The sequence below is a fragment of the Streptomyces sp. R302 genome, from assembly GCF_012927245.1.
GTDB lineage: Bacteria > Actinomycetota > Actinomycetes > Streptomycetales > Streptomycetaceae > Streptomyces.
In genome coordinates this window covers 107,318-133,270 of sequence record NZ_JABBGE010000003.1, presented here as the reverse complement: position 1 = coordinate 133,270, position 25,953 = coordinate 107,318, and the positions used below count along the sequence as shown (strand labels likewise).

At 72.4% G+C, this 25,953-nt stretch carries 27 protein-coding genes; 12 read left to right on the top strand and 15 right to left on the bottom strand.

Features of this window, described 5'->3' with window-relative positions; genetic code table 11:
• Positions 1–3: 3 nt before the first annotated feature.
• Positions 4–360 (bottom strand): helix-turn-helix domain-containing protein, encoded by a 357-nt coding sequence (locus HHL19_RS10105; RefSeq protein ID WP_169087892.1) that lies wholly within the window; start codon positions 358–360, stop codon positions 4–6.
• A gap of 94 nt (positions 361–454) precedes the next feature.
• On the opposite strand from HHL19_RS10105, the gene HHL19_RS10100 reads away from it, so the two are divergent.
• Positions 455–1,339, top strand: coding sequence for an NAD(P)-binding domain-containing protein (locus tag HHL19_RS10100; protein WP_169087890.1), 885 nt, complete (start codon positions 455–457; stop codon positions 1,337–1,339).
• Positions 1,340–1,354: 15 nt separating this feature from the next.
• On the opposite strand, the gene tgmC is transcribed toward HHL19_RS10100, so the two are convergent.
• The 4 genes from tgmC to HHL19_RS10080 form a co-directional block, all read right to left on the bottom strand.
• Positions 1,355–2,479, bottom strand: coding sequence for an ATP-grasp peptide maturase system methyltransferase (tgmC, locus tag HHL19_RS10095; protein ID WP_169087888.1), 1,125 nt, complete (start codon positions 2,477–2,479; stop codon positions 1,355–1,357).
• Complete coding sequence (gene tgmB, locus HHL19_RS10090) at positions 2,476–3,426, bottom strand: ATP-grasp ribosomal peptide maturase (protein ID WP_169087886.1); 951 nt, start codon at positions 3,424–3,426, stop codon at positions 2,476–2,478. The genes tgmC and tgmB overlap by 4 nt, the downstream gene beginning before the upstream one ends.
• Positions 3,423–3,734 carry a putative ATP-grasp-modified RiPP gene (gene tgmA / locus HHL19_RS10085; protein ID WP_169087884.1) on the bottom strand — a complete coding sequence of 104 codons (312 nt, stop codon included), beginning with the start codon at positions 3,732–3,734 and terminating at the stop codon, positions 3,423–3,425. Before tgmA ends, tgmB begins: the two co-directional genes overlap by 4 nt.
• Positions 3,735–3,820: 86 nt before the next feature.
• The gene (locus tag HHL19_RS10080) at positions 3,821–4,120 is read right to left on the bottom strand and encodes a hypothetical protein (protein WP_206324733.1); all 300 of its coding nucleotides are present in this window, start codon (positions 4,118–4,120) and stop codon (positions 3,821–3,823) included.
• Between the two features lie 328 nt (positions 4,121–4,448).
• Here HHL19_RS10080 and HHL19_RS10075 point away from each other — a divergent pair, with 328 nt between their 5' ends.
• From HHL19_RS10075 to tnpB, 4 genes are all read left to right on the top strand, one after another.
• The gene (locus HHL19_RS10075; protein ID WP_346768275.1) at positions 4,449–5,708 is read left to right on the top strand and encodes an XRE family transcriptional regulator; all 1,260 of its coding nucleotides are present in this window, start codon (positions 4,449–4,451) and stop codon (positions 5,706–5,708) included.
• Positions 5,705–6,247 (top strand): GNAT family N-acetyltransferase, encoded by a 543-nt coding sequence (locus tag HHL19_RS10070; RefSeq protein ID WP_169087882.1) that lies wholly within the window; start codon positions 5,705–5,707, stop codon positions 6,245–6,247. The genes HHL19_RS10075 and HHL19_RS10070 overlap by 4 nt, the downstream gene beginning before the upstream one ends.
• 236 nt (positions 6,248–6,483) lie before the next feature.
• Positions 6,484–7,059, top strand: a complete 576-nt coding sequence (locus HHL19_RS10065) for an IS607 family transposase (RefSeq protein WP_169087880.1) — start codon at positions 6,484–6,486, stop codon at positions 7,057–7,059.
• Positions 7,056–8,510, top strand: coding sequence for an IS607 family element RNA-guided endonuclease TnpB (gene tnpB / locus HHL19_RS10060; protein WP_169087878.1), 1,455 nt, complete (start codon positions 7,056–7,058; stop codon positions 8,508–8,510). The genes HHL19_RS10065 and tnpB overlap by 4 nt, the downstream gene beginning before the upstream one ends.
• Before the next feature lie 275 nt (positions 8,511–8,785).
• Here the strand turns inward: tnpB and HHL19_RS10055 are convergent, their stop codons facing one another.
• Together HHL19_RS10055 and HHL19_RS10050 are read right to left on the bottom strand one after the other, a co-directional pair.
• Entirely contained in the window at positions 8,786–9,364 is a 579-nt protein-coding gene (locus HHL19_RS10055) for a Uma2 family endonuclease (protein ID WP_346768274.1), read from the bottom strand.
• Between the two features lie 7 nt (positions 9,365–9,371).
• Positions 9,372–9,953, bottom strand: a complete 582-nt coding sequence (locus HHL19_RS10050) for a hypothetical protein (protein ID WP_169087876.1) — start codon at positions 9,951–9,953, stop codon at positions 9,372–9,374.
• 258 nt (positions 9,954–10,211) lie between these two features.
• Between HHL19_RS10050 and HHL19_RS10045 the strand changes: the two genes are divergently transcribed.
• Positions 10,212–12,518, top strand: coding sequence for an immune inhibitor A domain-containing protein (locus tag HHL19_RS10045; protein ID WP_346768273.1), 2,307 nt, complete (start codon positions 10,212–10,214; stop codon positions 12,516–12,518).
• Between the two features lie 31 nt (positions 12,519–12,549).
• On the opposite strand, the gene otsB is transcribed toward HHL19_RS10045, so the two are convergent.
• The 3 genes from otsB to HHL19_RS10030 all read right to left on the bottom strand — a co-directional run bounded on the left by otsB (position 12,550) and on the right by HHL19_RS10030 (position 15,055).
• Positions 12,550–13,392, bottom strand: a complete 843-nt coding sequence (gene otsB, locus HHL19_RS10040; RefSeq protein WP_169087874.1) for a trehalose-phosphatase — start codon at positions 13,390–13,392, stop codon at positions 12,550–12,552.
• A 79-nt stretch (positions 13,393–13,471) separates the two neighbouring features.
• Entirely contained in the window at positions 13,472–13,729 is a 258-nt protein-coding gene (locus HHL19_RS10035) for a DUF3263 domain-containing protein (protein ID WP_169087864.1), read from the bottom strand.
• Positions 13,730–13,771: 42 nt separating this feature from the next.
• Positions 13,772–15,055: an extracellular solute-binding protein gene (locus HHL19_RS10030; RefSeq protein ID WP_169087862.1), complete on the bottom strand. Its 1,284-nt coding sequence runs from the start codon at positions 15,053–15,055 to the stop codon at positions 13,772–13,774.
• 251 nt (positions 15,056–15,306) lie between these two features.
• On the opposite strand from HHL19_RS10030, the gene HHL19_RS10025 reads away from it, so the two are divergent.
• The 3 genes from HHL19_RS10025 to HHL19_RS10015 all read left to right on the top strand — a co-directional run bounded on the left by HHL19_RS10025 (position 15,307) and on the right by HHL19_RS10015 (position 18,537).
• Positions 15,307–16,278 (top strand): ROK family protein, encoded by a 972-nt coding sequence (locus HHL19_RS10025; RefSeq protein ID WP_169087860.1) that lies wholly within the window; start codon positions 15,307–15,309, stop codon positions 16,276–16,278.
• Positions 16,278–17,456, top strand: a complete 1,179-nt coding sequence (gene nagA / locus HHL19_RS10020) for an N-acetylglucosamine-6-phosphate deacetylase (RefSeq protein WP_169087858.1) — start codon at positions 16,278–16,280, stop codon at positions 17,454–17,456. Before HHL19_RS10025 ends, nagA begins: the two co-directional genes overlap by 1 nt.
• Before the next feature lie 154 nt (positions 17,457–17,610).
• Positions 17,611–18,537, top strand: a complete 927-nt coding sequence (locus tag HHL19_RS10015) for a 1-phosphofructokinase family hexose kinase (RefSeq protein ID WP_169087856.1) — start codon at positions 17,611–17,613, stop codon at positions 18,535–18,537.
• On the opposite strand, the gene HHL19_RS10010 is transcribed toward HHL19_RS10015, so the two are convergent.
• Positions 18,515–19,477 carry a CBM35 domain-containing protein gene (locus tag HHL19_RS10010; RefSeq protein WP_169087854.1) on the bottom strand — a complete coding sequence of 321 codons (963 nt, stop codon included), beginning with the start codon at positions 19,475–19,477 and terminating at the stop codon, positions 18,515–18,517. The genes HHL19_RS10015 and HHL19_RS10010 overlap by 23 nt on opposite strands.
• Before the next feature lie 83 nt (positions 19,478–19,560).
• Entirely contained in the window at positions 19,561–21,270 is a 1,710-nt protein-coding gene (gene cdgB, locus HHL19_RS10005) for a diguanylate cyclase CdgB (RefSeq protein ID WP_169087852.1), read from the bottom strand.
• Between the two features lie 273 nt (positions 21,271–21,543).
• On the opposite strand from cdgB, the gene HHL19_RS10000 reads away from it, so the two are divergent.
• A complete protein-coding gene (locus HHL19_RS10000) occupies positions 21,544–22,107 on the top strand; it encodes a flavin reductase family protein (protein ID WP_169087841.1) in 564 nt (187 codons plus the stop codon).
• A 32-nt stretch (positions 22,108–22,139) separates the two neighbouring features.
• Here HHL19_RS10000 and arfB read toward each other — a convergent pair whose 3' ends face one another.
• Complete coding sequence (arfB, locus tag HHL19_RS09995) at positions 22,140–22,577, bottom strand: alternative ribosome rescue aminoacyl-tRNA hydrolase ArfB (protein ID WP_169087839.1); 438 nt, start codon at positions 22,575–22,577, stop codon at positions 22,140–22,142.
• 118 nt (positions 22,578–22,695) lie between these two features.
• Here arfB and HHL19_RS09990 point away from each other — a divergent pair, with 118 nt between their 5' ends.
• Both HHL19_RS09990 and HHL19_RS09985 read left to right on the top strand, forming a co-directional pair.
• Entirely contained in the window at positions 22,696–23,271 is a 576-nt protein-coding gene (locus tag HHL19_RS09990) for a TerD family protein (RefSeq protein WP_169087837.1), read from the top strand.
• Between the two features lie 66 nt (positions 23,272–23,337).
• Positions 23,338–23,859 (top strand): GNAT family N-acetyltransferase, encoded by a 522-nt coding sequence (locus HHL19_RS09985; RefSeq protein ID WP_169087835.1) that lies wholly within the window; start codon positions 23,338–23,340, stop codon positions 23,857–23,859.
• Positions 23,860–23,863: 4 nt separating this feature from the next.
• Here HHL19_RS09985 and HHL19_RS09980 read toward each other — a convergent pair whose 3' ends face one another.
• Both HHL19_RS09980 and HHL19_RS09975 read right to left on the bottom strand, forming a co-directional pair.
• Positions 23,864–25,294: a M1 family metallopeptidase gene (locus tag HHL19_RS09980; protein ID WP_346768272.1), complete on the bottom strand. Its 1,431-nt coding sequence runs from the start codon at positions 25,292–25,294 to the stop codon at positions 23,864–23,866.
• 54 nt (positions 25,295–25,348) lie between these two features.
• Positions 25,349–25,894, bottom strand: a complete 546-nt coding sequence (locus tag HHL19_RS09975; RefSeq protein ID WP_206324730.1) for a heme-binding protein — start codon at positions 25,892–25,894, stop codon at positions 25,349–25,351.
• Positions 25,895–25,953: the final 59 nt, after the last annotated feature.

The window sequence follows — 25,953 nt, the reverse complement described above, 5'->3', positions numbered from 1 at the left end:
GCATCACTCGACGACGTGCTCCCGCCCCTCCCGCCTCTCCCGCCCCCAAGCGGCAAGCGGTTCGAGCGCGTCGTTCAACCGAAGACCGTCTTTCGTGAGCCCGTACTCGACCCGAGGGGGCACCTCGTCGTACGAGACGCGGCGCACGATCCCGTCCGCCTCCATCTCGCGCAGGTGGGAGGCGAGCACCTTCTCGGTGATCCCCGGCACCATCCGCCGCAGCTCCCCGAACCGCCGCTCGGGCCCCTCGCGGAGCGCCCAGAGGATCAGCACCTTCCACTTCCCGCCGATGACCTCCATGGTGGTGTCGATCCCGCACACATGCCCATCGTCATCCGCGGGCCGATTCACCGTCGTCATGCCCACCCTCCTGACCTGCTCGCTCACCTCAGGGTAACCACCCACTCCGAAGTGGGTACTTGAGCAGGTCAGAGCCCTGCCACAGCCTTGAGGCATGACAGCGAACGCAACCGCCAAGACCCCCGTCACCCTCCTCGGCCTCGGCGCCATGGGCACCGCCCTCGCCCGCACCTGGCTCGCCGCAGGGCACCCGCTCACCGTCTGGAACCGCACCGCCGCCCGCACCGAGCCGCTGGTGGCCGAAGGCGCGAAGGCCGCCGCCACCGTCGCGGACGCCGTGGCGGCGAGCGACCTGCTGATCCTCTGCCTCCTGGACGACACCTCGGTGGACGAGGCGCTCAAAGACGCCGACCTGACCGGCAAGGACCTCGTCAACCTCACCACCACGACCCCCGCCCAGGCCCGCGAGCGCGCCGCCTGGGCGACCGCCCGGGGCGCCCGCTACCTGGACGGCGGCATCATGGCCGTCCCGCCGATGATCGGCATCCCGGAAGCCGGCGGATACGTCTTCTACAGCGGCGCGCCGGAGCTCTTCGAGGCCCACCGGCAGACCCTCGCGGTCCCGGCCGGCGCCCGCTTCGTCGGCGCGGACCCCGGCCACGCCGCCCTCCACGACGTGGCCCTGCTCAGCGCCATGTACGGCATGTTCGCGGGCGCGTCCCACGCCTTCGCCCTGATCCGCAAGGAGAACATCGACCCGGCCGGCTTCGCCCCCTTCCTCACCGAATGGCTCACCGCCATGGCCGCCCCCCACATCACCCAGACCGCCGACCAGCTCAAGTCCGGCGACTACACCACCAACGTGGTCAGCAACCTCGGCATGCAGACGGCCGCCATCCCCACCTTCCTCACCACCGCCGAGGAGCAGGGCGTCACCCCCGGCCTCCTCGTCCCCTACTTCAACCTCATGCACCGCCGCCTCGCGGAAGGCTTCCCGTCGGAGGACCTGACGGGCGTGGTGGACCTGCTGCTCCGCTGACAGGGTGGTTGCCGATCAGGTCGCCCAGCTGATGGTCTGCGCGTCCGGGGTGACGGTGATCCGGAAGCGGTCGAGTTCGGGCGCCCCGTCCGCCCGCCAGCGAGCCACCTGCTCTTCGATCCGGTCCCACAAGCGCTCCGAACCGCCCTGCCGGACGGTCCATCGGCCGCCGTCCCGCCGAAGAGCGGCCCATGATCCGGCGTCGACGTCAAGAAACACCTGCCGGGTCTCACCGTCCTCGCGCGGAATCAGGACCCGCTGGGTGCGGGGTGCCGCGATCTGGGCGACGAACCGCGCGGTCCAGTCGTCCAGTACGTCGGCGCCGACGACGGCTTCGCGCTCCTCGCCCCGGTCGAAGTCCGGCAGCAGCCCGAGCGGAGGCGGGGACTGGGGCCGGGCGAGCATGAACGAGATCCGACCGCCCAGGAACCTGCCGTGGGCGACACCGTCGAAAACAGTAAGGCGGGCAAGTTCGGAGGAGTACATCCACCCGCACACGGTGGCGAGGATCCGCCCGCCGGGCCGGGTCTGGGCGAGCCAGGCCGGCGGAACGTCCAGGACTCCGCAGGTGGCCACGATCCGGTCGTACGGGCGACCCTCCGGGCACCCGTCGAGCCCGTCCCCGACGACGAGCCGCGGATGGTGCCCCACGGCGCCCAGGGCGGCACGGGCCCGAGCGGACACGCCCTCGTCGACCTCGACCGACGTCACGAGATCGTCCCCGAGACGATGACACAGGAGCGCGGTCGAATACCCGGTGCCGGTGCCGATCTCCAGAACCCGCATCCCCTCGTCCAAGCGGAGCTCTTCGAGCATCCGGACGACCAGGCTCGGCAGGGTGCTGGAGCTGGTGGGCGCCCGGAAGATCCGGCCGTGGACGTCGGCAGGCACGACGGTTCCGGCGACCTGCGTCACCAGGGACTCGTCGTCGTACGTACCGGCCAGCCACGCCGGATCCCCGGCCATAACGGGCTCCCACCCGGTCGGGCCGTCGCCGTCGACCCGCCGGAAGTATCCGCCCCGAAGGAACTCGTGCCGAGGCGTGTCGAGCACGGCCCGACGCCACTCGGGCGAGCGCAGATGCCCCCCGCCGACGAGCCGGTCGGCCAAGGCCTCGCGCAGGGTCTTGTCGTCGCTCACACGGTCCTCCGTTCGAGGAGGTCGGCCATGGCCGCGACCATGGGCAGTCCGGTCTCCGGTTCCATCCAGGCCCACTGGCCGGACGGGTTGCATTCGAGGAACCACCATGCCCCTGCCCGGTCCACGGCGAAGTCGAATGCGCCGAAGACCAGCCCGAAGTGGTCCAGATACCGATGGAGCGCGCCGCTGACCCCGGACGGGGCCTCGACCACGGTGTAGGTCAGCCGGCCGTAGTCCGTACGCCAGTCGAGCAGGTCCGAGTCGATCCGGACGCTGAACACCTTCCGGCCGATCACCGTCACCCGTACGTCGGCGACCTTGTCGACCCGCCGCTGGAACAGATGGGCGGTACCGGCCACCCGGTCGTCGACCTGGTCCACCGTGACCTCTGCGACCTCGACGGTGCAGGACACTCCGTCTCTCCGGTACAGGGGCGTCGACAGCGGTTTGTAGAGAACGGGGCCATGGGTCTTGATGAACGAGCGGGCAGCGTCGGGGTCGGAGGTGACGAGGGTCTGTGGAACGGGGAAGCCGCATCGGACGGCGACTGCGAGTCCGGAGGGCTTGAACTCGGCGTCCCCGATGCGGTGGGGGTGGTTGACGTACCGGCAGCCGGGGAGGGAGGCGAGGACGCCGCCGAGACCGTAGCGGGCCTGAGTCGTGGCGAAGCGGGCGTCCTGCTCGGCGAGATGCGGGAAGGCGAAGCCGGACGGACGCCGGTAGTACAGCGACCGCACCCGGGTGAGGTCTGCGGTCCGGGTGGGGGTGGTCAGCGTTCCCGCGATGCCCTGAGGCGTGAGGGTGGCCGCGAACGACAAGGTGGCGGGGAAGTCCCCCGAGTCGAGCCGCACGACCGGGACGCCCCGGTTGTGCAGCTCGCTCATCACCAGGTCGGCCGTGGGGTCGTCGATCATGGTGACGACCAGCACCGGACCGACGGCGGTCACTGGTCGGAGTCGTTTCCGGTGTCCTGGTCGCCGCCGCCGGACCCGCCGCCGCTGGAGCCGTCCGAGGGGTTACCGGTGTTGGTGGCCGGGTTGGTTCCGGTACTGGTCCCGTGACCGGGCATCTCCATGAGCTGACCGGCGGCGTCGAAGTAGCGGGCGGTCTGGGTGTCCGGGTCGATCTCGGCCCGCGACCAGGCGGGCGCCATGGCCGGGTAGGGGACCATGCGCCGGACGCCCCACGGCACGGCCGTGTGGTGCCCCCTGGGCAACGGCGTCCCGGTCGGGAGCCGGTCGGAGTGGTGGAACACGCTTCCTCCATCGGTCGGTTCGGCTGATGTACGTTTCCCCGCCCCGCCGTACGAGGAGTTCTGTCCAGCACACGGCAGGTCGGGCGTCAGGAACGGGGCGCGGGCCTCTGTGGCACCGTCCTGGTGGTGCAGTTCACGGCGTGGAGTACGGCCGAGAGAGGCGCGGTGGCGGACACGGGCGCGCTGGACGGCCTGACGTTGCCGAGGGCCGTCGACCACTCCACCCCGGAGACGGAACGGATGTGCGCGACCGCGACCGCGCGCCCGTGGTCGTGCACCTCGTGAGTGACCGCCATGAGCTCGCCCTCACCCCCGGAAGCGACATCCCGCACCCGGTACCCGATCAACTCGTGCCGCTCGTACCCGTCGTGGCCGACGGTGCTCACGTCCCGCCCTCCTCGTCAGCCCCCTCTCCGAAGACGCGGTCGAGAAAACGCGCCCACCCCTCGGCTCCCCGCTCGCGCAATTCCCGGCTCGGAACCCCGAACTCGGCACCCACCGCGCCGAACTCGAATCCGCTTTCCCCTGGCGTGCGGTGAGGAAGTGAACTGTCCATCGTTTGCTCCTGTGGTCGACGTGTGATCAGTCAACGGTCGGAGATCGCCCCGGAACAGGAAAGGTCCCCGGTTGGCGCACGCGGCGGGACCGGAAGACTTTGCCTGCCCTTTGCGACTCCTCTGGCTCGGAGCACGGGCCGGTACTACGTTCTGTGGCGTGGCAGCCAACACCGTGTTGAAGCAGCGGATGGCCGACTTAGGTCTCACCCAGGAGGAGTTGGCGGGTCGGATGAACGCCGCCCTGCTGGAGATCACCGGCAGGCACGGCGATGTGTCGGACCGGACCGTACGGAATCTGCTCAGCGGAGCCACCCGGCGCCCGATCGGCCGTACGCGCAGGGCACTGGAAGCGGTCTTCCACTGCCCGCTGAGAGATCTGGGATTCGATTCCCCCCGCACCGTGGCCCCGCCGGAGGATCCATTGGAACGCCGCCAGTTCATCGCCGCGGGGACTGCGCTGGCACTCACCTCGGCAACCCCGGCCCACGGTGCACCCCGACGCATCGGCGTCAGCGACGTCGAGCGTCTCCACCGCAGGTTCGCGGACATCATCGCCAAGGACCACCGCCATGGCGGCCGTCTCGTCATCGAGCACACGGCCGCGGCTCTCGCGGAAGAAGCCCTCGCCCTGCAAGAGGCCGGCACGGCCAGTCAGCGCATCAGAAAGCAGCTCTACGCCGCGGCTGCCGCGTTCCGGTCCTCCGCGATGTGGGCCGCCATCGACGGGCGGCGGTTCGACGACGCCGCCCGGCACATGCGTGCCGCACAGCAGCTCGCCGAGATGGCCGGAGACCCGTACATCAAGTTCCGCATCTGGTCCCACGCAGGGACGATGTACCGGCACATGGGCCGTCCGGCAGACGCGCTCGCGGCCAACGACGTGGCCCGTAAGCTCGGCATCACCCGCCAGGACCCCATGTTCGCTTCCCTGGGCCTGGCCCGGCAGGGTGCGATCCACGGAGCAGCCGGCGACGGCACGGCCGCCCACCGAGCCTTCCAGCAGTCGCAGGAAGCCCTGCTGCGCGCGGATCCGGGTGCCCCACGGCCCGTGTGGCTGAACGCCTTCTACGACCAGGCCGAACTCGACAGCCTCGCCCTGTCCGCGTACCTCTCCGCCGGCGACTTCGAGCGGGCAGAGGCCCACGGACACCGCTGCCTCGCGGTACTGCGCCCTCACATGCAGCGGTCCAAGGCCATCGCCACCACCCGTGTCGCGCTGGCCCAGCTCGAACAGGGCGATGTGGAAGCGGCTCTGACGAGCGCCATGTCCGTTTCGGCCGACGCCGCGACCCGTCATCCCCGCGTCGTGGGGATGTTGCGCGCCTTCGGCGGCCGTCTGGAGGATGCCGTCCCCGGCACGGCTTTCACGCACACCTGGACCCAGTACACCCGCGAGGCCTGGAGGCAGCCCGCATGATCCCCCGACTCCGCCGCTACACGGGCACTCCCTCGGCCCTCGAAGAGGTCACCGCGCCGCTGATCGCGGTGTACGCGGAGGTGCGCGCGCCCCTGCTCCACCTGCCGAACTACGCGGTGTCGACCTTCGCCGAACGCCTGGCGCGCCACGGAAGGGAGCCGGGGTTCGGGGCGGTGCTGGCGTTCGACGCCGACGACCGGCCGGTCGGCTACGCGTACGGGAACACCGTGGAAAGCGGCGACCGGTGGTGGCAGCGGATGGGCGACGTCGACGCGCGGTTCACCAGCCATCCCGCCCTTGCCCTCAAGGAGATCGGCGTGACGGTGCCCTACCGGGGCACCGGACTGGCGCGCCGCATCCACGACGCGCTCCTCGCCGATCGCACCGAGGCGTACGTCTCCCTCATGGTCAACGCGGCGGCCGGCGACGGAAAGGTCCAGCGGGTCTACGAGTCCTGGGGATACGCGGTGATCGGCACGAGTCGGCCGTCCCCCGACTCCCCCGTACTCGCCGCGATGATCCGGCCGACCGCCGGATAGTCCTCGCTATCGCCGCCGCCGTCGATGACGGTGAGGCCGGAGTACGGGTCGTTGCTGTCGGAAGGCACCCCGCCACGCGGGGGCGCCCCCGCCCACCCTCGCCGCGCGGATCCCTCCGCCGTGGTGGGCCGAGGCCGGTGTCTTCGGGGGAGGCGTGGCTGGAGCCGGTGGGGGGTGGCAACTGCTACAGATTTTCTATTCATTGATAGTCGCCTCTTGTCATATATCTTGATCGGGTGAAGCTTTCGGAGTGGGCGCGTCAGCAGGGCGTGAGCTACCAGACCGCCTGGCGGTGGGTGAAGGACGGCAAGATGCCCGTCCCTGTCCGCCAGGCGCCGTCCGGTACGTGGCTGGTCGACGAGCCCACCCCAGAGACGTCCAGCCGCGTCGTGGCGTACTGCCGCGTGCCGTCCGCCGACCAGAAGACCGACCTTGACCGGCAGGTGGCCCGCGTGGTCCAGGGGGCCAATGGTCTCGGGCTGCCGGTCGCTGAGGTCGTCACCGAGGTCGGATCGGGGCTGAACGGGCGGCGCCGCGAGCTGCACCGGGTGCTGTCCGACCCGCAGGTGGCGGTGATCGTGGTGGAGCACCGTGACCGGCTGGCCCGGTTCGGGGTCGAGCACCTCGAAGCCGTACTGTCCGCGTCCGGGCGGCGCCTGGTCGTCCTCGACCCCACCGAGACCGCCGACGATCTGGTGCGGGACATCACCGAGGTGCTCACGTCGATGTGTGCGCGTCTGTACGGGCGGCGGGCGGCGAAGAACCGGGCCGCCCGTGCGGTGGCCGTGGCGACCGGCGAGGCCGCCGAGTGAAGAAGTTCAGGCCACAGCCGGGTTTCGTGGTGCAGGCGTACCGGTTCGCGCTGGACCCGAACGCCTCCCAGGAGGCTGCGTTGCGTTCGCACTGCGGTGCCGCGCGTGCCGCCTACAACTGGGCCGTCGGCTGGGTGACCGCGTCGTGGTGGCAGCGCCGCGCGGAGGAGTCGTACGGCATTTCCGAGGCGAAGCTGACCCAGTGGCGGCCCTGGTCGCTGCCGGCGCTGAGGAAAGCGTTCAACGAGGCCAAGAAGACTGACCCGAGGTTCGCCGCCTGGTGGGAGGAGAACAGCAAGGAGGCGTACAGCACCGGCCTGACGAACGCGTCGTCCGCGTTCGACAACTACGCGAAGTCGAAGAACGGCAAGCGCAAGGGCCGCAGGACGGGTGCGCCCCGGTTCAAGCCGAAGCGGAAGGCGCGCTTGGCCTGCCGGTTCACCACCGGAACCATCCGCGTCGACACCGACGCCCGGCATGTCACGCTGCCCCGGCTCGGCACACTGCGCACGCATGAGCCCACGGTGAAGCTCCTCACCCGCGTGCAGGCCGGAACGGCACGCATCCTGTCAGCGACCGTCCGCCATGAACGCGGGCGCTGGTTCGCCTCGTTCCAGGTGGAGGTCAAACGCGACCTCGTGAAGGTCGCCCGCCCCGACGCGGCAGTCGGTATCGACCTCGGGGTGAAGACCCTCGCGGTGATGGCCGACAGCATGGGCGAGATCCGTACCGTGCCCAACCCCCGGCACCTCGATGCCGCGCTGAAGCAGTTGCGCCGTACCTCCCGCACCGTCTCCCGCCGCCAGGGCCCCGACCGGCGCACCGGACAGAAGCCATCCCGACGCTGGGAGAAGGCCAATGCCGCCCGCAACCGCGTGCACCACCGCGTTGCGAACCTCCGCGCCGACGCCCTGCACAAACTCACCAGCGCCGTGGCGGCCGAGTACGGCACCGTCGTGGTCGAGGACCTCAACGTCGCCGGCATGCTCCGCAACCCGCGCCTGGCCCGCCATATCGCCGACGCCGGATTCGGGGAGATCCGCCGTCGGCTCACCTACAAGGCCCAGCGCAACGGCTGCCGCATCGTGGCCGCGAACCGCTGGTTCCCCTCCTCCAAGACCTGCTCCGGGTGCGGCGCGGTGAAAGCCAAGCTGCCGCTGCACGTCCGGACCTACGAATGCGGCGCCTGCGGCCTGGTCATCGACCGGGACGACAACGCCGCACTCAACCTCGCCGCGCTCGCGGCAGCCTGCGTGACTGGTACCGGAGTGGCCGGAGACCAGGACACCGCCCCGGCGGTGCCGAAGCCTCGTGGAGCCGACCAGAAGACCCGCGCCACCCGCCCCCGCCGCAAGACGGGGACGGGGCGGGCAGGTGGCGCAACCCTGCCGCACCAGCGGCAGACGGAATCGAGAGACCGTCCTCAAGCCGAAGCCCTCACGCTTTGGTGATGAGACGGACCTTCCGGGCCGAAATGCCAGGAATGCCGAGACCTGACTACGGTCTCGGCAACGGCCACGTGGCGGACGACCGGTCGGCTCTCCCGCCGCCGTGGTCGCTTGTCTTGGGCTGAGGTCGGAGCAGGTTGGGGGCGGTTGCGGCGATCGGTCGCGTACGGACGCGGTCACGGGCGCGCACGCGGGGGCGCCGACCCGTTGCGTACGGGCTGCGCTTCACCCCGTACCGCTCCCGCCGCGCCGCGCAGCAAGACGCGGCTCCCGGCCGGTCAGCGCACCCAGTCCTTGAGGGGTTCGGTGTCGAGGGTGATGCCGACGGGGTCGGGGAGGTGGATGGTGCGGCCGAAGGGGCGGCGGGCGAGGTGGGCGTAGGTGTCCCCGTCGGGCTCGGTGTGGACGACGGTCTCGCGCGTGCCCCGGTCGATGAGCAGGTAGACGGGGATGCCGGTCTGGGCGTACGCGCTCGGCTTCTCTTCGCGGGCGCGCCTGTCGGCGTCGCTGTCGTGGGGGGTGACCTCGACGATCATGACCACCTGGCCCGGGTCCGCCCATTCGCCCTGGCCTGCGAACGTGCCCTTGGGAGCCAGGGTGCCGGCGGGCCTGGCGCGGCCCTTGCGGTGGCGCTCGACGCGCAGGCCGCGTGCCGGGTAGAGCCACAGGTCGGGGCGGTGCCGCATGCAGCGCTTCGTCAGCCAGCGGATGATCTCGTCGTGGTTCCCGTCCGGCTCCGCCTTGGCTCCCGGCCTGCCGTGCATGAACTCCATCCGGACGCCTTCGCGTTCGGCGGCGGCGGCGATGCGCTCGAACTCCTCGGCCGGCATCTGCGGCCTACCCGGCCTGGCGGTCACCACGCACCTACCCCGCGCACCCGTACCGCTCGGCGAGACGGGTGGCGGCCTCGCGTACGACGGTCGCGTTGTCGCGGCGGGCGGTGTCCCGTTCGGCGGGGTTCATCGCCTCCTTCTCCGCCTTGTTCCAGGACCGGGTGAGCGTCACGGTGACGTACGGGGCGGTCGAGCCCATGCGGGCGGCGCAGCCGGGGGGCAGGGTGGCCTCGGCCTCGTCGGGGCGTACCCAGCCCTTGAATCCGGCGCCGAGGGGGACGGAGTTCTTCCTGGAGCCGGAGTCGTGCCGCTCGTCCTGGATGATCAGGCCGAACATCCCGCGGGTCGAGCCGTCGTCCGGGCCGACGCGCCACACGCTGCACGCCTTGAACACCGCGTAGTCGCTGCTCTGGCCCTTGCTCTCCCACTCCTCCGCGCCGGCCTCTCCGCCCTCGCCGTCGTCTATCAGTTCCGCGGTCTGGCGGGTGAGCGCGCCGTGGCACAGGATCTGGGGCGGCGGTGGCTTCTCGGCTTCGGGCCAGACGCTCGCCGTCACGACGGCCGCCCCGGCGGCGCCGAGCACGACGGTCAGGGGCAGCCACTTCTTGTCCATCGGTTCCCTCCGTGGGTCCGCGTCAGGTCGCCTTCCCGATCAACATGATCACGGTACTCGGGTGATTCCCGGGGCCCGGGGCCCGGAGCCAACCGCTTCCGGGCCCGGAGTCCGGAGCCGAGCCGGTTCCGGTATTTCGGTTCCGTTAATCGGTGACGACCCCTCCTCCTGGAGGGGTGCCCCGTGGCACACTCGCGGCGATCGTTCCCCCAGGCGATCCGCATTCCCCCAGAGGCAAGCGGAAGGATCGCAAGACACGTGAAGAAGATTGTCGTGGGCATGACCCTCGGGTCGGCGCTCACCGCACTCCTCGCCGCGGGGCTCACCCCCGCCGCCGCGCAGGAGGCCCGGGACACGGTGCAGGCCGGTGCGAAGGCCCAGCGGGCCGACAACCGGCCCGGGCCGCTCACCAAGCAGCGCACCGAGCTGCGCGAGAAGGCGATCGACCTGGTCGCCAAGGGCAAGGCCAAGGCGAACGCCCGGGGCGTCGTCGAGGTCGCGCCGGGGAAGTTCGCCGAGACCGAGACCACCACCGCCACCCGCCAGGAGAAGATCCTCACGATCCTCTCCGAGTTCGGCGACCAGGGGTCCGGGAAGCTCGGCACCGTCCCCGGGCCGCTGCACAACCAGATAGCCCAGCCGGACCGGGCGACGGACAACTCCAACGCCTGGGCCCCCGACTTCAACAAGGCCTACTACGAGAATCTCTTCAACGGCCCGGGCGAGTCGATGAAGACGTACTACGAGAAGCTGTCGAACGGCGCCTACTCCGTCTCCAACGTCGTCGAGGACTGGGTCAAGGTCCCCGGCAACGCCTCCGCCTACGGCGACAACTCCGTGGAGGACAACGGCGGTTCGTGGGCGTTCATCCAGGACACCGGCGACGCCTGGTGGGACGCGCAGATCGCGGCCGGCAAGACGCCCGCCGAGATCGACGCGTACCTCGCCCAGTTCGACGTCTGGGACCGCAACGACTGGGACCACGACGGGAACTTCGACGAGGCCGACGGCTACATCGACCACTTCCAGGCCGTCCACGCCGGCATGGGCGAGGACGCCGGCGGCGGCGCCCAGGGCGAGGACGCCATCTGGTCCCACCGGTGGTACGTGAACGGCGACGACTACGGGCTGACCGGGCCCGAGGTGGCCGGTACGCAGAACAAGGCCGGCGGCGCCCGCATCGGGCAGTCCAAGTACTGGCTCGGCGACTACACCACCGAGGGCGAGAACGGCGGACTCGGCGTCTTCTGCCACGAGTTCGGCCACGACCTCGGCCTGCCGGACTACTACGACACCGACGGCGGCGAGAACTCCACCGCCTTCTGGACGCTGATGAGCTCCGGCTCCTGGCTCGGCCACGGCGACGCCGCCAACGCGGGCATCGGCACCCACCCGGGTCTGATGGGCGCCGAGGAGAAGCTGTTCCTGGGCTGGCTCGACTACGTCGACGCGCCGCTCGGGTCCGACGGCAGCTACACCCTCAGCCCGGCCGCCCTCCAGGAGGCCGGCAAGGCGCAGGCCGTCCGTGTCGCGCTCCCGGACAAGGCCGCCAGCACCACCTACGCCACCCCGACCTCCGGCGCGAACGCCTGGTGGACCGGCTCGGCGGACGGCCTCAACCAGGCCCTCACCCGCTCCGTCCCGGCCGCCCCGCGCGTCACCGTGAAGGCGAGCGCCTGGTACGAGATCGAGGCGGACTACGACTACCTCTTCGCCGAGTACTCCCTCGACGGCGGGGCGAACTGGCTCCGTGCCGGCGCGGCCGTCGACGGCTCCTCGGCCGGCAGGTGGACGACCCTGCGGTTCTCGTACGACGCCGCCGGTCAGCCGTCCCTCTTCCGCTTCCGCTACCAGACCGACGGCGGCGTGCACCTCGCCGGCGCCTTCCTGGACGACATCTCGCTGTCCAGCGGCGGTACGACCCTGATCGCGGACGACGTCGAGCAGGGTCTCAACGGCTGGACCGCGCAGGGCCGTTGGAAGGTCTCCACCGGCACCGAGTCCGCCACCTACCCGCAGTACTACCTGGTGGAGAACCGCGAGTACGTCGGCGCCGACGCGCTCCTCGCCGAGGGCCCGTACCAGTTCAGCCAGCCGCTGACCGCCCCCGACCGGGTCGAGTACTTCCGCTACCAGAACGGCATGCTCGTCTGGTACGTCGACCGGTCCTTCGACGACAACAACGTCAGCAACCACCCCGGCGGCGGCTCCGCCATGGCCGTCGACGCCCGCCCGACCCCGTTCACCTACCCGAACGGCGCCGCGCCCAGCAACCGCCGCCAGCCCTTCGACGCCACCTTCGGCCTGGAGGCCACCGACGCCACCTGCCTCCACACCGAGGTCCTGGCCGGCAAGGGCAAGCAGCAGACCGTCGAGACCCTCGCCGCCTGCGCGCCGTCGGTCCCGGGCATCCCGGTCTTCGACGACACCGACCCGAACGCCTACTACGACACCTCGGCGCCGCAGGCCAGCGTCAAGGTCGCCGGACACGGCGTGAAGGTCACCGTCACCGGCGACGCCGGCGACGACCTGACGATCACCGTGGCCAACCCGGCCGCGAAGTAGTCACCCCTTGAGAGGGCGGTGCGGGAGGGCCTCAGCCCCTCCGCACCGCCCTCGCCAGTTCCCCGAGGAACGCGACGACGCCCGACGGGCCGTCCACGGACAGGTCCGCGCGGTCGGCGAGCTCCGGGACCTCCGTCGAACCGGAGCAGACGAGGAGACCCGGCAGGCCGTCGCCGCGGAGCTTCTCCACGGCGGCGAAGGCCGGCAGGTCGCCCAGGTCGTCGCCCGCGTACAGGACGGAACCCGCGCCCTTCTCCCGTACGAACTCCGCGAGGGCCACGCCCTTGTCCATGCCGGGGGGCCGCAGCTCCAGGACCAGCCGGCCCGGCTCCAGGACCAGGCCGTGCGCGGCGGCCAGCTCGCCCAGCGGGCCCTTCAGCGACTCGAAGGCGCCTTCCGGGTCCCGGGCGCGGCGGGTGTGGACGGCGACCGCGCGGCCCTTCTCCTCGATCCAGACGCCGGGCCAGGCGCCGTGCCGGTCGAGGAAGCCGGGGAGCTCGGCGCGGACGGTGGCGACGCCGGGGTGCGGGGCGGCGGCCGTGACGGTGCCGGTGGCGGCGTCCCAGCGTTCGGCGCCGTAGTGGCCGAGGACGGTGAGGTGCTCCAGGCCCGGCACCCCGGCGAGGCCGCCGTGCCGGACGGCGACGCCCGCCGGCCGGCCGGTGACGATGACGACGGCGGCCAGGTGCGGGGCGAGGGCGGCGAGTGCGGGCACGGCGCCGGGGTGGGCGCGGGCCTGCTCGGGGTCGGGGACGATCTCGGCGAGCGTCCCGTCGAAGTCGAGGGCGACGACGGCCTCGGAGGGACGCGCGAGAAGCGCGTCCAGGCCGTCGCGGCCGGCGGATGTGGCCGGGTGCGGAAGGCTGCTGACCATAGGGCCGACCCTACCGACGCCTCCGGCCCGCGTCAGCGTGGCCGGACTCACCTCTCCGGACGGGTTTACCCCCGCCGCCTCACCTCCGCCGCTGCTTCTCCTCCCGGACCCGGCGCAGCCGGTTCACCGTGACCGGGTCGTGGGCGAGGGCGCGCGGGTCGTCGAGGAGCGCGTTGAGGAGCTGGTAGTAGCGGGTCGGCGAGAGGCCGAGCCCCTCGCGTACGGCCCGCTCCTTGGCGCCGGGGCCGGGCCAGGAGCGCCGCTCGACGGCGAGCACGGCCCGCTCCCGCTCCCCCAGCTCGGCGGGGTCGGTGTCGGGCACGTGCTCTTCGGTCATAGGACCAACCTATATACGACGGACGACAGAGCGGCGGCCCCGCTACTCCGCCGCCTCCGCCGTCGTCGCCGTGCGGGCGATCGCGCCGAGGACGTCGGCGGGGCGGCCGGCGGGGGTGACGGCCTTGCCGATGTCCTGCTTGATGGTCTCGCTGACCTTGGCCCAGGAGGTCTTGCCGACGGGCGGCAGCTGGGCGGTGGGCAGCGCCTTCAGGAACTCGCGGAGGTTCACGTGCTCGGTCTCGGTCTCCATGCGGGTGGAGGCGCTGACGGTGACGGGCAGCAGGTCGTTGTCGCCGGCGAACTTCAGGACGTTCTCGTCGCTGAAGACGAAGTCGAGGAAGGTGCCGATCTCCTTGCGGTGCCCGTTCTGCTTGAAGCCCATGATCCAGTCGGCGACGCCCATGGAGACCTTGGCGGGGCCGTCGACGCCGGGCAGCGGGACCTGGCCGACCTCGACGCCCTGCTTGGCGGCCTCCTGGAGGAGGGAGGGGTGGCCGTTGAGCATGCCGACCTCGCCCTTCGCGAAGGCGGCGAAGGCGGCCTTGCGGTTGAGCTTGCCGGGGGCGACGGGGCCGGTGAGGCCCGGGCCGACCAGCTCGTCCTTGAGCCAGGTGAAGGTGTCGATGTTGGCCTCGGAGGCGATGGCGTACCGGTCGGAGTCGTCGGTCCAGCCGCCCCCGCCGGCGAACAGCCACATCAGGGACTCGGCCTGCGCCTCCTCGGGACCGAGGGGGAGGGCGAAGGGGGTGCGGACGCCGTCCGCCTTCAGCTTCTTCGCGGCGGCGGCGAGCTCGTCCCAGGTCGTGGGGGGCTTCGCGCCGGCCTTCTCGAAGAGGTCGGCGTTGTAGAAGAGCGGCCGGGTGGAGGCGACGAACGGCAGGCCGTACTGGACGCGGTCGTTCTCTCCGGCCTCGGCGAGCGCCGGGACGAAGTTGGCCTGCACGGGAATGGTGAGGAGGTCGTCGGCCGAGTAGAGCTGCCCGGCGGCCGCGTAGTCGGCGTAGGCGCCGATCTGGGCGACGTCGGGGGCCTGCCCGGCCTTCACCATCTCGGCGACCTTGCGGTCGACGTCGTCCCAGGACTCGACCTGCACCTGGACCTTGATCCCGGGGTGGCCGGCCTGGAAGGCGGCGACGAGGTCGTCCCAGTACTTCTGGGTGGTGTTGCCGCCGGTGAGGTCGTAGTCGGCGGCGACCAGGCGCAGGGTCACGTCGCCGCCGTCACCGCCGAGGGTGCCGCAGCCGGCGACCGTGGCGGTCAGGCCGAGGGCGGCGGCGGCCGCGGTCAGTCCAAGGAATCGTCGCCGCTCCACGGCTTCATCCACCTTTTGCTCGTCATTGAGCAGCAGTGAGCTGCACATTCACAGGGTTGAGGGTCGAAAGTCTCCCCCAGTCTCGAACTAGAGGTCTACACCAGTCGGGTATCACTTCCGCAACTCCCGGGGGACCTTCGCCACAAAGTCCCCACACCGCCGGGCCGCCACCGGCCCGCCACCGGCTCGAATTTGTATCCGAGCGCAACAATCCTCGGCAGTGGACTAGACCTTTAGGGCGGTCTCGCGCGAGACTGTCTCCCGTGAGACACGTCATCGCCCTCGATGTGGGCGGCACCGGCATGAAGGCCGCCCTCGTCGGGGCGGACGGCACCCTGCTCCACGAGGCCCGCCGCGCCACCGGGCGCGACCGCGGCGCGGAAGCCGTCGTCGAGACGATCCTGGCCTTCGCCGAGGACCTCCGCGCCCTCGGCGAGGAGCGGTACGGGGAGCCCGCCGCGGCCGCCGGAGTCGCCGTCCCCGGCATCGTCGACGCCGACCGGGGCATCGCCGTCTACGCCGCCAACCTCGGCTGGCGCGACGTCCCCCTCCGCGCCCTCCTCAGCGAACGCCTAGGCGGCCTCCCCGTCGCCCTCGGCCACGACGTGCGCACCGGCGGCCTCGCCGAGGGCCGCATCGGCGCGGGCAACGGCGCCGACCGCTTCCTCTTCGTGCCCCTCGGCACCGGCATCGCCGGCGCCATCGGCATCGGCGACCGCATCGAGGCCGGTGCCCACGGCTACGCCGGCGAGATCGGCCACATCGTCGTCCGCCCCGGCGGCACCGACTGCGGCTGCGGCCAGCGCGGCTGCCTGGAGCGGTACGCCTCCGCCTCCGCCGTCTCCCTCGCCTGGGCCGCGGCCTCCGGCGACCCCGGGGCGGACGCCGCCGACTGCGCCAAGGCGGTCGAGTCCGGCGACCCCGTCGCCGTACGCGTCTGGCAGGAGGCGGTCGACGCCCTCGCCGACGGACTGGTCACCGCGCTCACCCTGCTGGACCCCCGCACCCTCATCATCGGTGGCGGTCTCGCCGAGGCCGGGGAAACCTTGTTCACACCCCTTCGGGCCGCGGTGGAGGAACGAGTGACCTTCCAGAAACTGCCCGTCATCGTCCCGGCGGCCCTCGGGGACACCGCCGGATGCCTGGGCGCGGGCCTCCTCGCCTGGGACCTGCTCGCCGACCGCACCACCGACCTCGCCGACCAGCGCACCACCGACCCGGAGGTTTCCGCCTGATGTCCGATCAGTCCGATCACAAGGTTCTCGCCGGCGCACGCGTCGTGCTGCCCACCGGGATCGTCGAGAACGGGCGTGTGATCGTCGACGGCGGCCGCATCGCGGGCGCGGCGCCCGAGGACGCCGAGGTCCTCGACCTCAGCGGCCACTGGCTGGTGCCCGGCTTCGTCGACATGCACAACCACGGCGGCGGCGGCGCCTCCTTCACCTCCGGCACCGTCGACGAGGTCCTCAAGGGCGTCCACACCCACCGGCTGCACGGCACCACCACCGTCGTCGCCTCCTTCGTCACCGGCTCCATGGACTTCCTCACCGCCCGCGCCGGACTGCTCTCCGAGCTCGCCGAGCAGGGCGAGATCGCCGGCCTGCACTTCGAGGGCCCGTTCATCTCCCCCTGCCGCAAGGGCGCCCACGACGAGACCCTGCTGCGCGACCCGCACCCGGCCGAGGTCCTCAAGCTGATCGACGCCGCCCGCGGCCAGGCCAGGATGGTCACCCTCGCCACCGAGCTGCCCGGCGGCCTCGACTCCGTACGCCTCCTCGCCGAGCACGGCGTCATCGCGGCCATCGGCCACACCGACGCCAGCTACGAGCAGACCGTCCAGGCGATCGACGCCGGCGCCACCGTCGCCACCCACCTGTACAACGCGATGCCCGGCCTCGGTCACCGCGCGCCCGGCCCGATCGCCGCGCTCCTGGAGGACGAGCGGATCACCGTCGAGCTCATCAACGACGGCACCCACCTCCACCCGGCCGCCCTGGAGCTCGCCTTCCACCACGCGGGCCCCGAGCGCGTCGCCTTCATCACCGACGCCATGGACGCGGCGGGCTTCGGCGACGGGCGCTACATGCTCGGCTCGCTGGAGGTCGAGGTGAAGGACAGCGTGGCCCGCCTCGTCGAGGGCGGTTCCATCGCCGGCTCCACCCTCACCCTGGACCGCGCCTTCAAGCGCGCCGCCACCGTCGACCGGCTCCCCGTCGAGTCCGTCGTGCAGGCCCTCTCCGCCAACCCGGCCCGCCTCCTCGGCGTGTACGACCGGGTCGGCTCCCTGGAGCCCGGCAAGGACGCCGACATGGTCGTCCTCGACGCCGCGTTCGACGTGAAGGGCGTCATGCGCAAGGGCGAGTGGATCGTCGCGCCCCAGGGCATCCCCACCCGGGTGCCGCAGACCGCCTGACGGACACCCGGCAGACGGCCCGGAGGCCCCGACAGACCACCTGATCAGGCCGAAAGGGGACGGTAACCGGCCCAGGGGCTGGGCCGATCGCCGTCCCTTTGGCATGATCGCGGCTGTCTCCACAGGTCTTACCGGAAGTACGGGGGGTGGACAGGTGATCCTCACGGTCACCCTCAACACGGCGCTGGACGTCACCTACCGCGTCCCCGCCCTCGTCCCGCACACCAGCCACCGGGTCGCCGACCACGCCGAACGGCCCGGCGGCAAGGGCGTCAACGTGGCCCGGGTGCTGGCGGCGCTCGGCCACGAGACGGTCGTCACCGGCTTCGCCGGCGGCCCCACCGGGGAACGGCTCCGCGCACTCCTCGCGCCCGTCCCCCGCCTCACCGACGCCCTGGTGACCGTGGCGGCGACGACCCGCCGCACCCTCGCCGTCGTCGACGCCGCCGCCGGGGACACCACCCAGTTCAACGAGGCCGGCGCCGCCGTCACCGCCGAGGAGTGGACCGCCTTCCGGGCCCGGTACGCGGAGCTGCTGCCCGGCGCCGCGGCCGTCGCCCTCTGCGGCAGCCTCCCGCCGGGCGTCCACGTCGGCGCCTACGCCGAACTGATCCGGACGGCCCGCGCGGCGGGCGTCCCGGTCCTCCTCGACACCGGCGGCGAACCGCTCCGCCGGGGCATCGCCGCCCGCCCCGACCTGGTGAAGCCCAACGCCGACGAACTCGCCGGCATCACCGGCTCCCGCGACCCGCGCCGCGCCACCGAGGACGCCCGCCGCAGGGGCGCCCACGCCGTCGTCACCTCGCTCGGCCCCGACGGCCTCCTGGCCGCCACCCCGGACGGCCTCTGGCAGGCGACGCCCCCGGCCCCGGTCCACGGCAACCCGACGGGAGCCGGCGACTCGGTGGTCGCCGCCCTCCTCGCCGGCCTGGTCACCGGCGCCCCCTGGCCCGACCGGCTGACCCACGCGACCGCCCTCGCGGCGGCCACGGTCGCCGCCCCGGTGGCCGGCGAGTACGACCCGGAGGTCTACGCCGACCTGCTGCCGAAGATCCGCGTCACGTCGGCTTCGGCGGGGTGACCTCCAGCCAGTCCAGCAGCACGTCGCACTGGTTTCCGGCCTCGCACGAGATCTTGATCTCGTTCTCGCCCTTCTGGAGCTCCACCTGCGCCCAGGTGGTCTGCCAGTTCTTCTCCAGGTTCGGGTCGGTCGACTTGATGAAGTTCTTCAGACCGATCGGCAGCGTGTTCGGCTTGCCGTTGATCGTCAGCGTGGCGAAGGCGTCGACCGCGGGGATCGCGTACCGCACCTGGAGGGCGTACGTACCGCCGTCCGGCATGTTCGCCTTCCAGGTCACCGAGGAGCCCTGCGCGTTGAAGCCCGCCACGTAGGCGCCGCCGGCGCCCTCCGCTCCCTTGACGTCCGTGGCGAGCGTGGCGCTGCCGCCGAGCTGGAGCGTCGCCGCGTCCTGCTTGGGCAGCTTCGCCTCCTTGGTGGGCTCGGTGGTCGGATCGGTGGAGGAGGGCTCCCCGCTGGGCGTGACCGGGGCCGAGGCGGTCGGGGTGGTGCCCCCCGCCTGCTCCTTCTCGCCGTTCTGGTTGCCGATGATCGCCGCGGTGATGCCGGCGACGACGACCGCGACGACCGCGACCGCGCCGATCAGCAGGCCCTTGGTGTTGGGGCCGCGGCCGCGCTGGGGCGGCACCGGGGCCTGGCGGGTCCGCTCGTTGCCGGGATACGTCTCCGGTGCCGCGTACTGCGGATGCGGCTGGCCGTACGGCGCCTGCTGCTGCGGCGGCACGTAGGGCTGGGCCGGCGGCTGGCCGTACTGGCGCTCGCCGACCGTCCTGACCTGGTTGTACGAGGTGCGCGGCACACCGGGCTGCGCGGGCGCGGGACCCGGGTAGCCGTAGCCGCCGCCCTGGGGGGCGCGGCCCGCCGCCGCCTGTCCGTCGGCGTACAGATAGCCGAACGGATCGTCGTCCTCGGGCTTGTTCGCGCCGTCGTTACCGGCAGCCATCCGGGTCACCTCTCCATGCTCGCCAGCCGTCGCCGACCCGGCGAGCCTACCCCGAACGAATGAAGTCCCCGTGCCGGGAACGATCATCCGGCCCGGCGGTGAACCTTGGCACGGGACCGTTTCTCCACGTACATCCGCTGGTCGGCGGAGTTCAGGACCTCTTCGACGGTCATCCCGCATTCGGCCCAGCCGATGCCGAAACTGGCCCCGACCCGCACGGCCCGGCCGTCCACCCGGATGGGCGGGATGATCGCGTTCCGCAGCCGGACGGCGAGGTCGGCGGCGTCGGCCGCGCCGAGGCCGTCGGCGAGGACGACGAACTCGTCACCGCCCAGACGGGCGACCGTGTCGCCGTCCCTGACGCCGGTGGTGAGCCGGCGCGCCACCTCGATGAGGACGGCGTCGCCGGTGTGGTGCCCGAAGCGGTCGTTGATCGACTTGAAGCCGTCGAGGTCGCAGAAGAGGACGGCGAGCCCCTTGGTGCCGTCGTCGACGTCGCCGCCGGTCGGCGCGACCATGTGCACGTGGTGGTCGTACGCCCCGCCGCCGGCCGGTTCGAAGCCGAAGCCGTGCTCGTGCTCGTGGCCGTACTCGTACCCGCCGTCGCGGCCCCCTTCGTACCCGCCCTCGTACGCCTCGTACCCGCCGCCCTCGTACGCGGCGGGCAGCGGGCCGGTGAGGCCGGGGCCCTGGTAGGCGGCGGCGTGGGCGGGGCGCTCGCAGAGCCGGGCGGAGAGCCGGGAGCGCAGCTCGGCGCTGTTGGGCAGGCCGGTGAGGGCGTCGTGGGAGGCGCGGTGGGCGAGCTGGAGCTCGTGCCGCTTGCGCTCCTCGATGTCCTCGACGTGGGTGAGGAGGAAGCGGGGCCCGTCGGCGGTGTCGGCGACCACCGAGTTCCGCAGCGAGACCCAGACGTAGGTGCCGTCGCGCCGGCCGAGCCGCAGTTCGGCGCGGCCGCCCTCGGCGGAGGTGCGGAGCAGGGTGCCGATGTCCTCGGGGTGGACGAGGTCGGCGAAGGAGTAGCGGCGCATCACGGAGGCGGGGCGGCCGAGGAGCCGGCAGAGCGCGTCGTTGGTGCGCAGGAGCCGGCCGTGCTGGTCGCCGCCGAGCTCGGCGATGGCCATGCCGGAGGGGGCGTACTCGAAGGCCTGCCGGAAGGACTCCTCGCTGGCGCGCAGGGCCTGCTGCTCGCGCTCCAGGCGGATGAGGGCGCGCTGCATGTTGGAGCGGAGCCGGGCGTTGCTGATCGCGATGGCGGACTGGGAGGCGTACATCTGGAGGGCTTCCTGCCCCCAGGGTCCGGGGTGCCGGCCGTTGCGCGGCCGGTCGACGGATATGACGCCGAGCAGTTCCTGGCCGGTGCCCGAGGCGTACATGGGGGCGTAGAGCCGGTCGTGGGGGTGCCACTCGTCCTCGAAGCGGGGTGCGGGGCCGTCGGTGTGCCACTGCGGCACGTCGTCGTCCATCAGGACCCAGCCCTCGGTGTGCGGTATGAACCGCAGGTCGCCCCAGTGGACGGCCATGGTGAGCCGGCGCTCCCAGGCCTCGCGGGAGCCGACGCGGCCGGTGATGAGGGCCTCGGCGGCGGGGTCTCCGGCGAAGGCGGCGACGACCAGGTCACCGTCGGGCCGGACCAGGTTCACGCAGGCCAGCTGGTAGTTGAGGCCGGCGACGACGCCGTCGGCGACGGTCTGCAGGGTGTCCGCGAGGCTGCGGGCGGTGTTCAGGTCCGCCACGACCTGATGCAGCTGCCGCAGGGTCGAGAGACGGACGTAAGGCTCCGACTCGGTCTCCATCGCTCGCTCTCCCCGAGACCTCGACAGCAACTCCAGGGTTCTCATCGGCTTCGTGCTGCACTGTCTCCGCCACTGAATCACAGCGAGCTGCGCACCCGGTACACAGGGTCAGCAAATAGTGGCCTGTGTGACTCAAGTCACAAGCCCTGGAATGCCCTGTTCCCCGCCTGCTCCCCCGCCTGCTCCCCGCCCGGGTCCTAGGACCCTTGCCGGGCGCCGCTCTGGTCCCCCCGCCCGATGCGGGCCGGCGCGGGCCCCGCCTAGCGTTCCGGTGTGCTGCAGAAGACCCCGCCCTCGCCGCCCGTCACCGATCTCGCCATCCCTCATGCTGAGGGGGTGAGCGACGACGAGTTCCGGGCGGCCATGTCCCGCCTCGCGGCCGGAGTGGTCCTGGTGACCGCGCACGACCCCGACGACGGCCCGCGCGGCGAGGACGTCGGCATGACCGCCACCGCCTTCCTCTCCGTCTCGCTCGACCCGCCGCTGGTCCTGGTGAGCCTGCGCAACGGCTCCCGGATGGACGACCTCCTGGAAGAGGTCCCGGTCTGGGCGGTGTCGCTCCTCGCCGAGGAGCAGCGGCAGATCGCCGGCCGCTTCTCGATGAAGGGCCGCGTCTCGGACCGCCTCCTCTTCGCCGACCTGCCGTACACGCGCGGCGCGGAGAGCGGGGCGCCGCTGCTCGACGGGGCGCTCGCCACCCTGGAGTGCCGCACGGAGAGCCGGGTGGTGGCGGGCGACCACACCCTCGTCGTCGGCCGCGTCCTCTCGGTCGGCCTGCCCGCGCCGGACGGCGCGCCCCTCACCTACTTCCGGGGCCGCTACCGCCACCTGGGCTGAACGCCGCCGCGGCGGGTCGGCCCGGTCGCGGATCAGCCCCAGTCGCGGCCCTGCCGGCCGCGCTTCGTCTCGGCGCGCTGCTTCTTCTCCCGCAGCCGGCGCTCGTTGATGCCCCGCGGGATCCTCGTCGCGCGGCGCGGCTTCGGCGGCGGGGCGGTCGCCTCGGCGAGGAGCGCGGCGAGCCGGACGGCGGCCGTCTCGCGGTTGCGCCACTGGGAGCGGTGCTCCGAGGCCCGTACGGTCAGCACGCCGTCCACGAGCCGGGAGGCGAGCCGTTCCAGGGCGCGGGCCTTCCACACCTCGGGCAGCGCCCGGGTCGCGGCGAGGTCGAAGAGCAGCTCGACGCGCGAGTCGGACGTGTTCACGTGCTGGCCGCCGGGACCCGAGGAGCGCGAGAAACGCCACTGGAGCTCGGCCTCGGGCAGCGAGACGGAGCCGCGGATCTGATACGGACCTGACATGCCTTCCATGTTCCCCGGGACGGGCACGGACCGTCATCCTGTTTTCGCCGACGGGAACCACGGGACGCCGTCCCGCGTTTCTCCCGGCGAAGAGAACGTGATGAACCACGATGAAAGGGTCTCCCCCATGGCTGTGAGCCTCACCAAGGGCGGCAACGTCTCCCTCACCAAGGAGGCGCCGGGTCTGACCGCCGTCACCGTGGGCCTCGGCTGGGACGTCCGCACGACGACCGGCACCGACTTCGACCTCGACGCCTCCGCGATCGGCGTCGACGCCGTCGGCAAGGTGGCCTCGGACGCCCACTTCGTCTTCTTCAACAACAAGTCCACCCCGGACCAGACCATCGTCCACACGGGTGACAACCGCACGGGTGAGGGCGGCGGCGACGACGAGCAGATCAACGTCAACCTCGCGGGCCTCCCGGCGACCGTCGACAAGATCGTCTTCCCGGTCTCCATCTACGACGCGGTCTCCCGCTCGCAGAACTTCGGCCAGGTGCGCAACGCGTACATCCGCATCGTCAACCAGGCCGGCGGCGCCGAGATCGCCCGCTACGACCTCTCCGAGGACGCCGCCACCGAGACCGCCATGGTCTTCGGCGAGCTGTACCGCAACGGCGCCGAGTGGAAGTTCCGCGCCGTCGGCCAGGGCTACGCCTCCGGCCTGGAGGGCATCGCCCGCGACTTCGGCGTGAACCTCTGACACACGGCTCCCCGAGCCACCGGGCCCCGGCCGGGTTTCGACCCGCCGGGGCCCTACCCTTGCCCCGTGATCGTCGAGACCCTCGCGCCCAGGGCCCTGGAGGACGGCGCCGCGCTGCCCGGGCCGCTGCTCACCGAACTCACCGCGCTGTACGCCTCGAACCGCGCGTTCCACCAGCTCAGCGGTGACTTCCCGGACCCGGACGCGATCCGCCCCGAGCAGGTCGCGGCCGCCCTCGCCGACGAACTCGCCGAGCCCTCCGCCGAGGTCCTCCTGGCCCGCTCCGAGGGCCGCCTCGTCGCCGTCGCCGTGACGCTCGGCCACCACCCCGACCCGGCCGACCCGGACCCCTGGCTGGGCCTCCTCATGGTCCACGCGGACGAGCGGCGCGCCGGCTTCGGCCGCCGCCTCGCCCGGCACGTCGAGGACGGCTTCCGCGCCAAAGGGCGTACGGGTCTCAAGCTCGCCGTCCTGGAGAACAACCCGAAGGCCCTCGCCTTCTGGACCGCCCTCGGGTACGAGGAGACCGCCCGCCGCCCGGACCTGGCGCACGGCCGCCCGTGCGTGGTCCTCAGAAAGGCCCTCTAGGCGGCTAGGGCTCCGCCGGCCGGCCGCCGCCGCCGTACAGCCAGACGTCCCACACCCCGTCCAGGTCCCGGCCCGCCACGCTCTCCGCGTAGGCCGTGAAGTCCTCCGTGGAGGCGTTGGCGTGCCGGTACTTCGCGGCCCAGCCGCGCAGCAGCTCGTCGAAGACGCGGTCGCCGACGGTCTCCCGGAGCTTGTGGAGGACCATCGCGCCGCGCTGGTAGACGGGCGGGTCGAAGAGGTTCTCGGCGGTGGGCGGATCGGCGGGCGGGAAGGCCCAGTTGGCGTCCTCGGCGAAGGCGGCCGCGAAGCTGTCGGCGGCGGGCACGGAGCCGTACTCCTCCGCGTACAGCCACTCGGCGTAGGTGGCGAAGCCCTCGTTGAGCCAGATGTCCTGCCAGGACTCGGGGGTGACGGAGTTCCCGAACCACTGGTGGGCCAGTTCGTGGACGAGCGTCGTGCGGTCGAAGGAGCCGGCCGGGAAGACGGGCCGGGTCTGGGTCTCCAGGGCGTAGCCGAGGAGTCCGTCGGCGGTGACGACGGCCCCGGCGGCGGAGAAGGGGTAGGGGCCGAAGCGGTCCCGCTGGCGGGCGAGGAGCGTGGGGAGTTCGGCGCGGAGCCCGGCCGTCGCGGAGACGAGCGCGGGCTCGACGGCGGTGACCACGGGGACCTCGCCGAGCGCCGTGCCGGTGGTGGTCTCGTACCGCCCGATCATCACCGTCGCGAGGTAGCTCGCCATCGGCTCCGGCTGGCGCCAGACCGTGCGGGTGCGGCCGCCGGAGGCGGGCCCGGCGGAGACCCGGACGCCGTTGGAGAGCGCCGCGAGCCCGCTCGGGGCGGTCAGCGCGATCTCGTACGACGCCTTGTCGGAGGGGTGGTGGTTGCCGGGGAACCAGGTCATGGAACCGGCCGGTTCGCCGACCGCGACGGCCCCGTCGGCGCTCCGCAGCCAGCCCTCCGTCGACCCGTCGGGATCGGTGAGCGGCTCGGGCACCCCCGCGTACGCGACGGTGACGGTGAACTCCCGTCCGCCCGGCAGCTCGTCGCGCGGACGGAGCGTCAGCTCGGTGCCGGCGCGGTTGACGGCGGCGGGCGCGCCGTCGACGGTCGCGCTCGTCACGGTCAGCCCGGAGAGGTCGAGGTTGAACGCGGAGAGGTCCTGGGTGGCGCGGGCGGTGATCCGCGCGGTGCCGTCGAGCCGGCCGGTGTCCGGGTCGTAGGCGAGGTCGAGGGCGTAGTGGCCGACGTCGTAGCCGCCGTTGCCGAGCTTCGCGAAGTACGGGTCGCGCAGCCCGGCCGCGCCGGGCGTGCCCCGCACCCCGCCGGTCTCCGGCACGCAGCCGGCGAGGCCGGTGAGGAGGCCGGCGAGCACGGCGAGGGCCGCCGCCAGGGAGGCGGCGGCCCGGGGGGACCGTCCGGTCCGACGCGTCTCGATCACGGTACGGATCCTAGACAAGTCGGGCAGAGGGTGCGGGTGAGGGGGGGGCTCCGCTTACTTCGCGAGCTCGGCGACACCCGCGCGGGCGAACTTCTCGTCCAGGTCGCCGGAGGGGGCGCCCGCGACGCCGATGCCGGCGATCGGGCCGCCGTCGGCGGTGACCGGGGCGCCGCCGCCGAGGAAGAGGGTGCCCGGGATGTCCTTCAGGTTCGGGGCCTGCTCCAGGCGCTTGGCGAGCTCGGAGGTCGGGGCGTTCCAGGAGACGGCGGTGTACGCCTTCTTCACGGCCGACTCGTAGGACTGCGGGCCGGCGCCGTCGCCGCGCAGGGTGACGATCGTGTTGCCGTTGCGGTCGACGACGGCGACGGAGACGCGCTGGTTCTCCTTCTTCGCGGCGTCGAGGACGGCCTCGGCGGCGTCGGTGGCGGCCTCGATGGTGAGGTGGTTCGTCCGGAACAGGTTGTCGCCGCCCGCGTCGGCCCGGATGACGGCGGCGGCGGGGGCGGCGGCCGGGGCGGAGGCATTGGCGGAGACGGCGCCGAAGGTGCCGGCGGCGAGGACGGCGGCGACGGCGGTGCCGAGGACGAGCTTCTTCTTCATGGCGGGCTCCCGAGGAGGTCGTGTGGAGGAGGAGGGCGGGCGCTTCGTTCGCTCTGCCT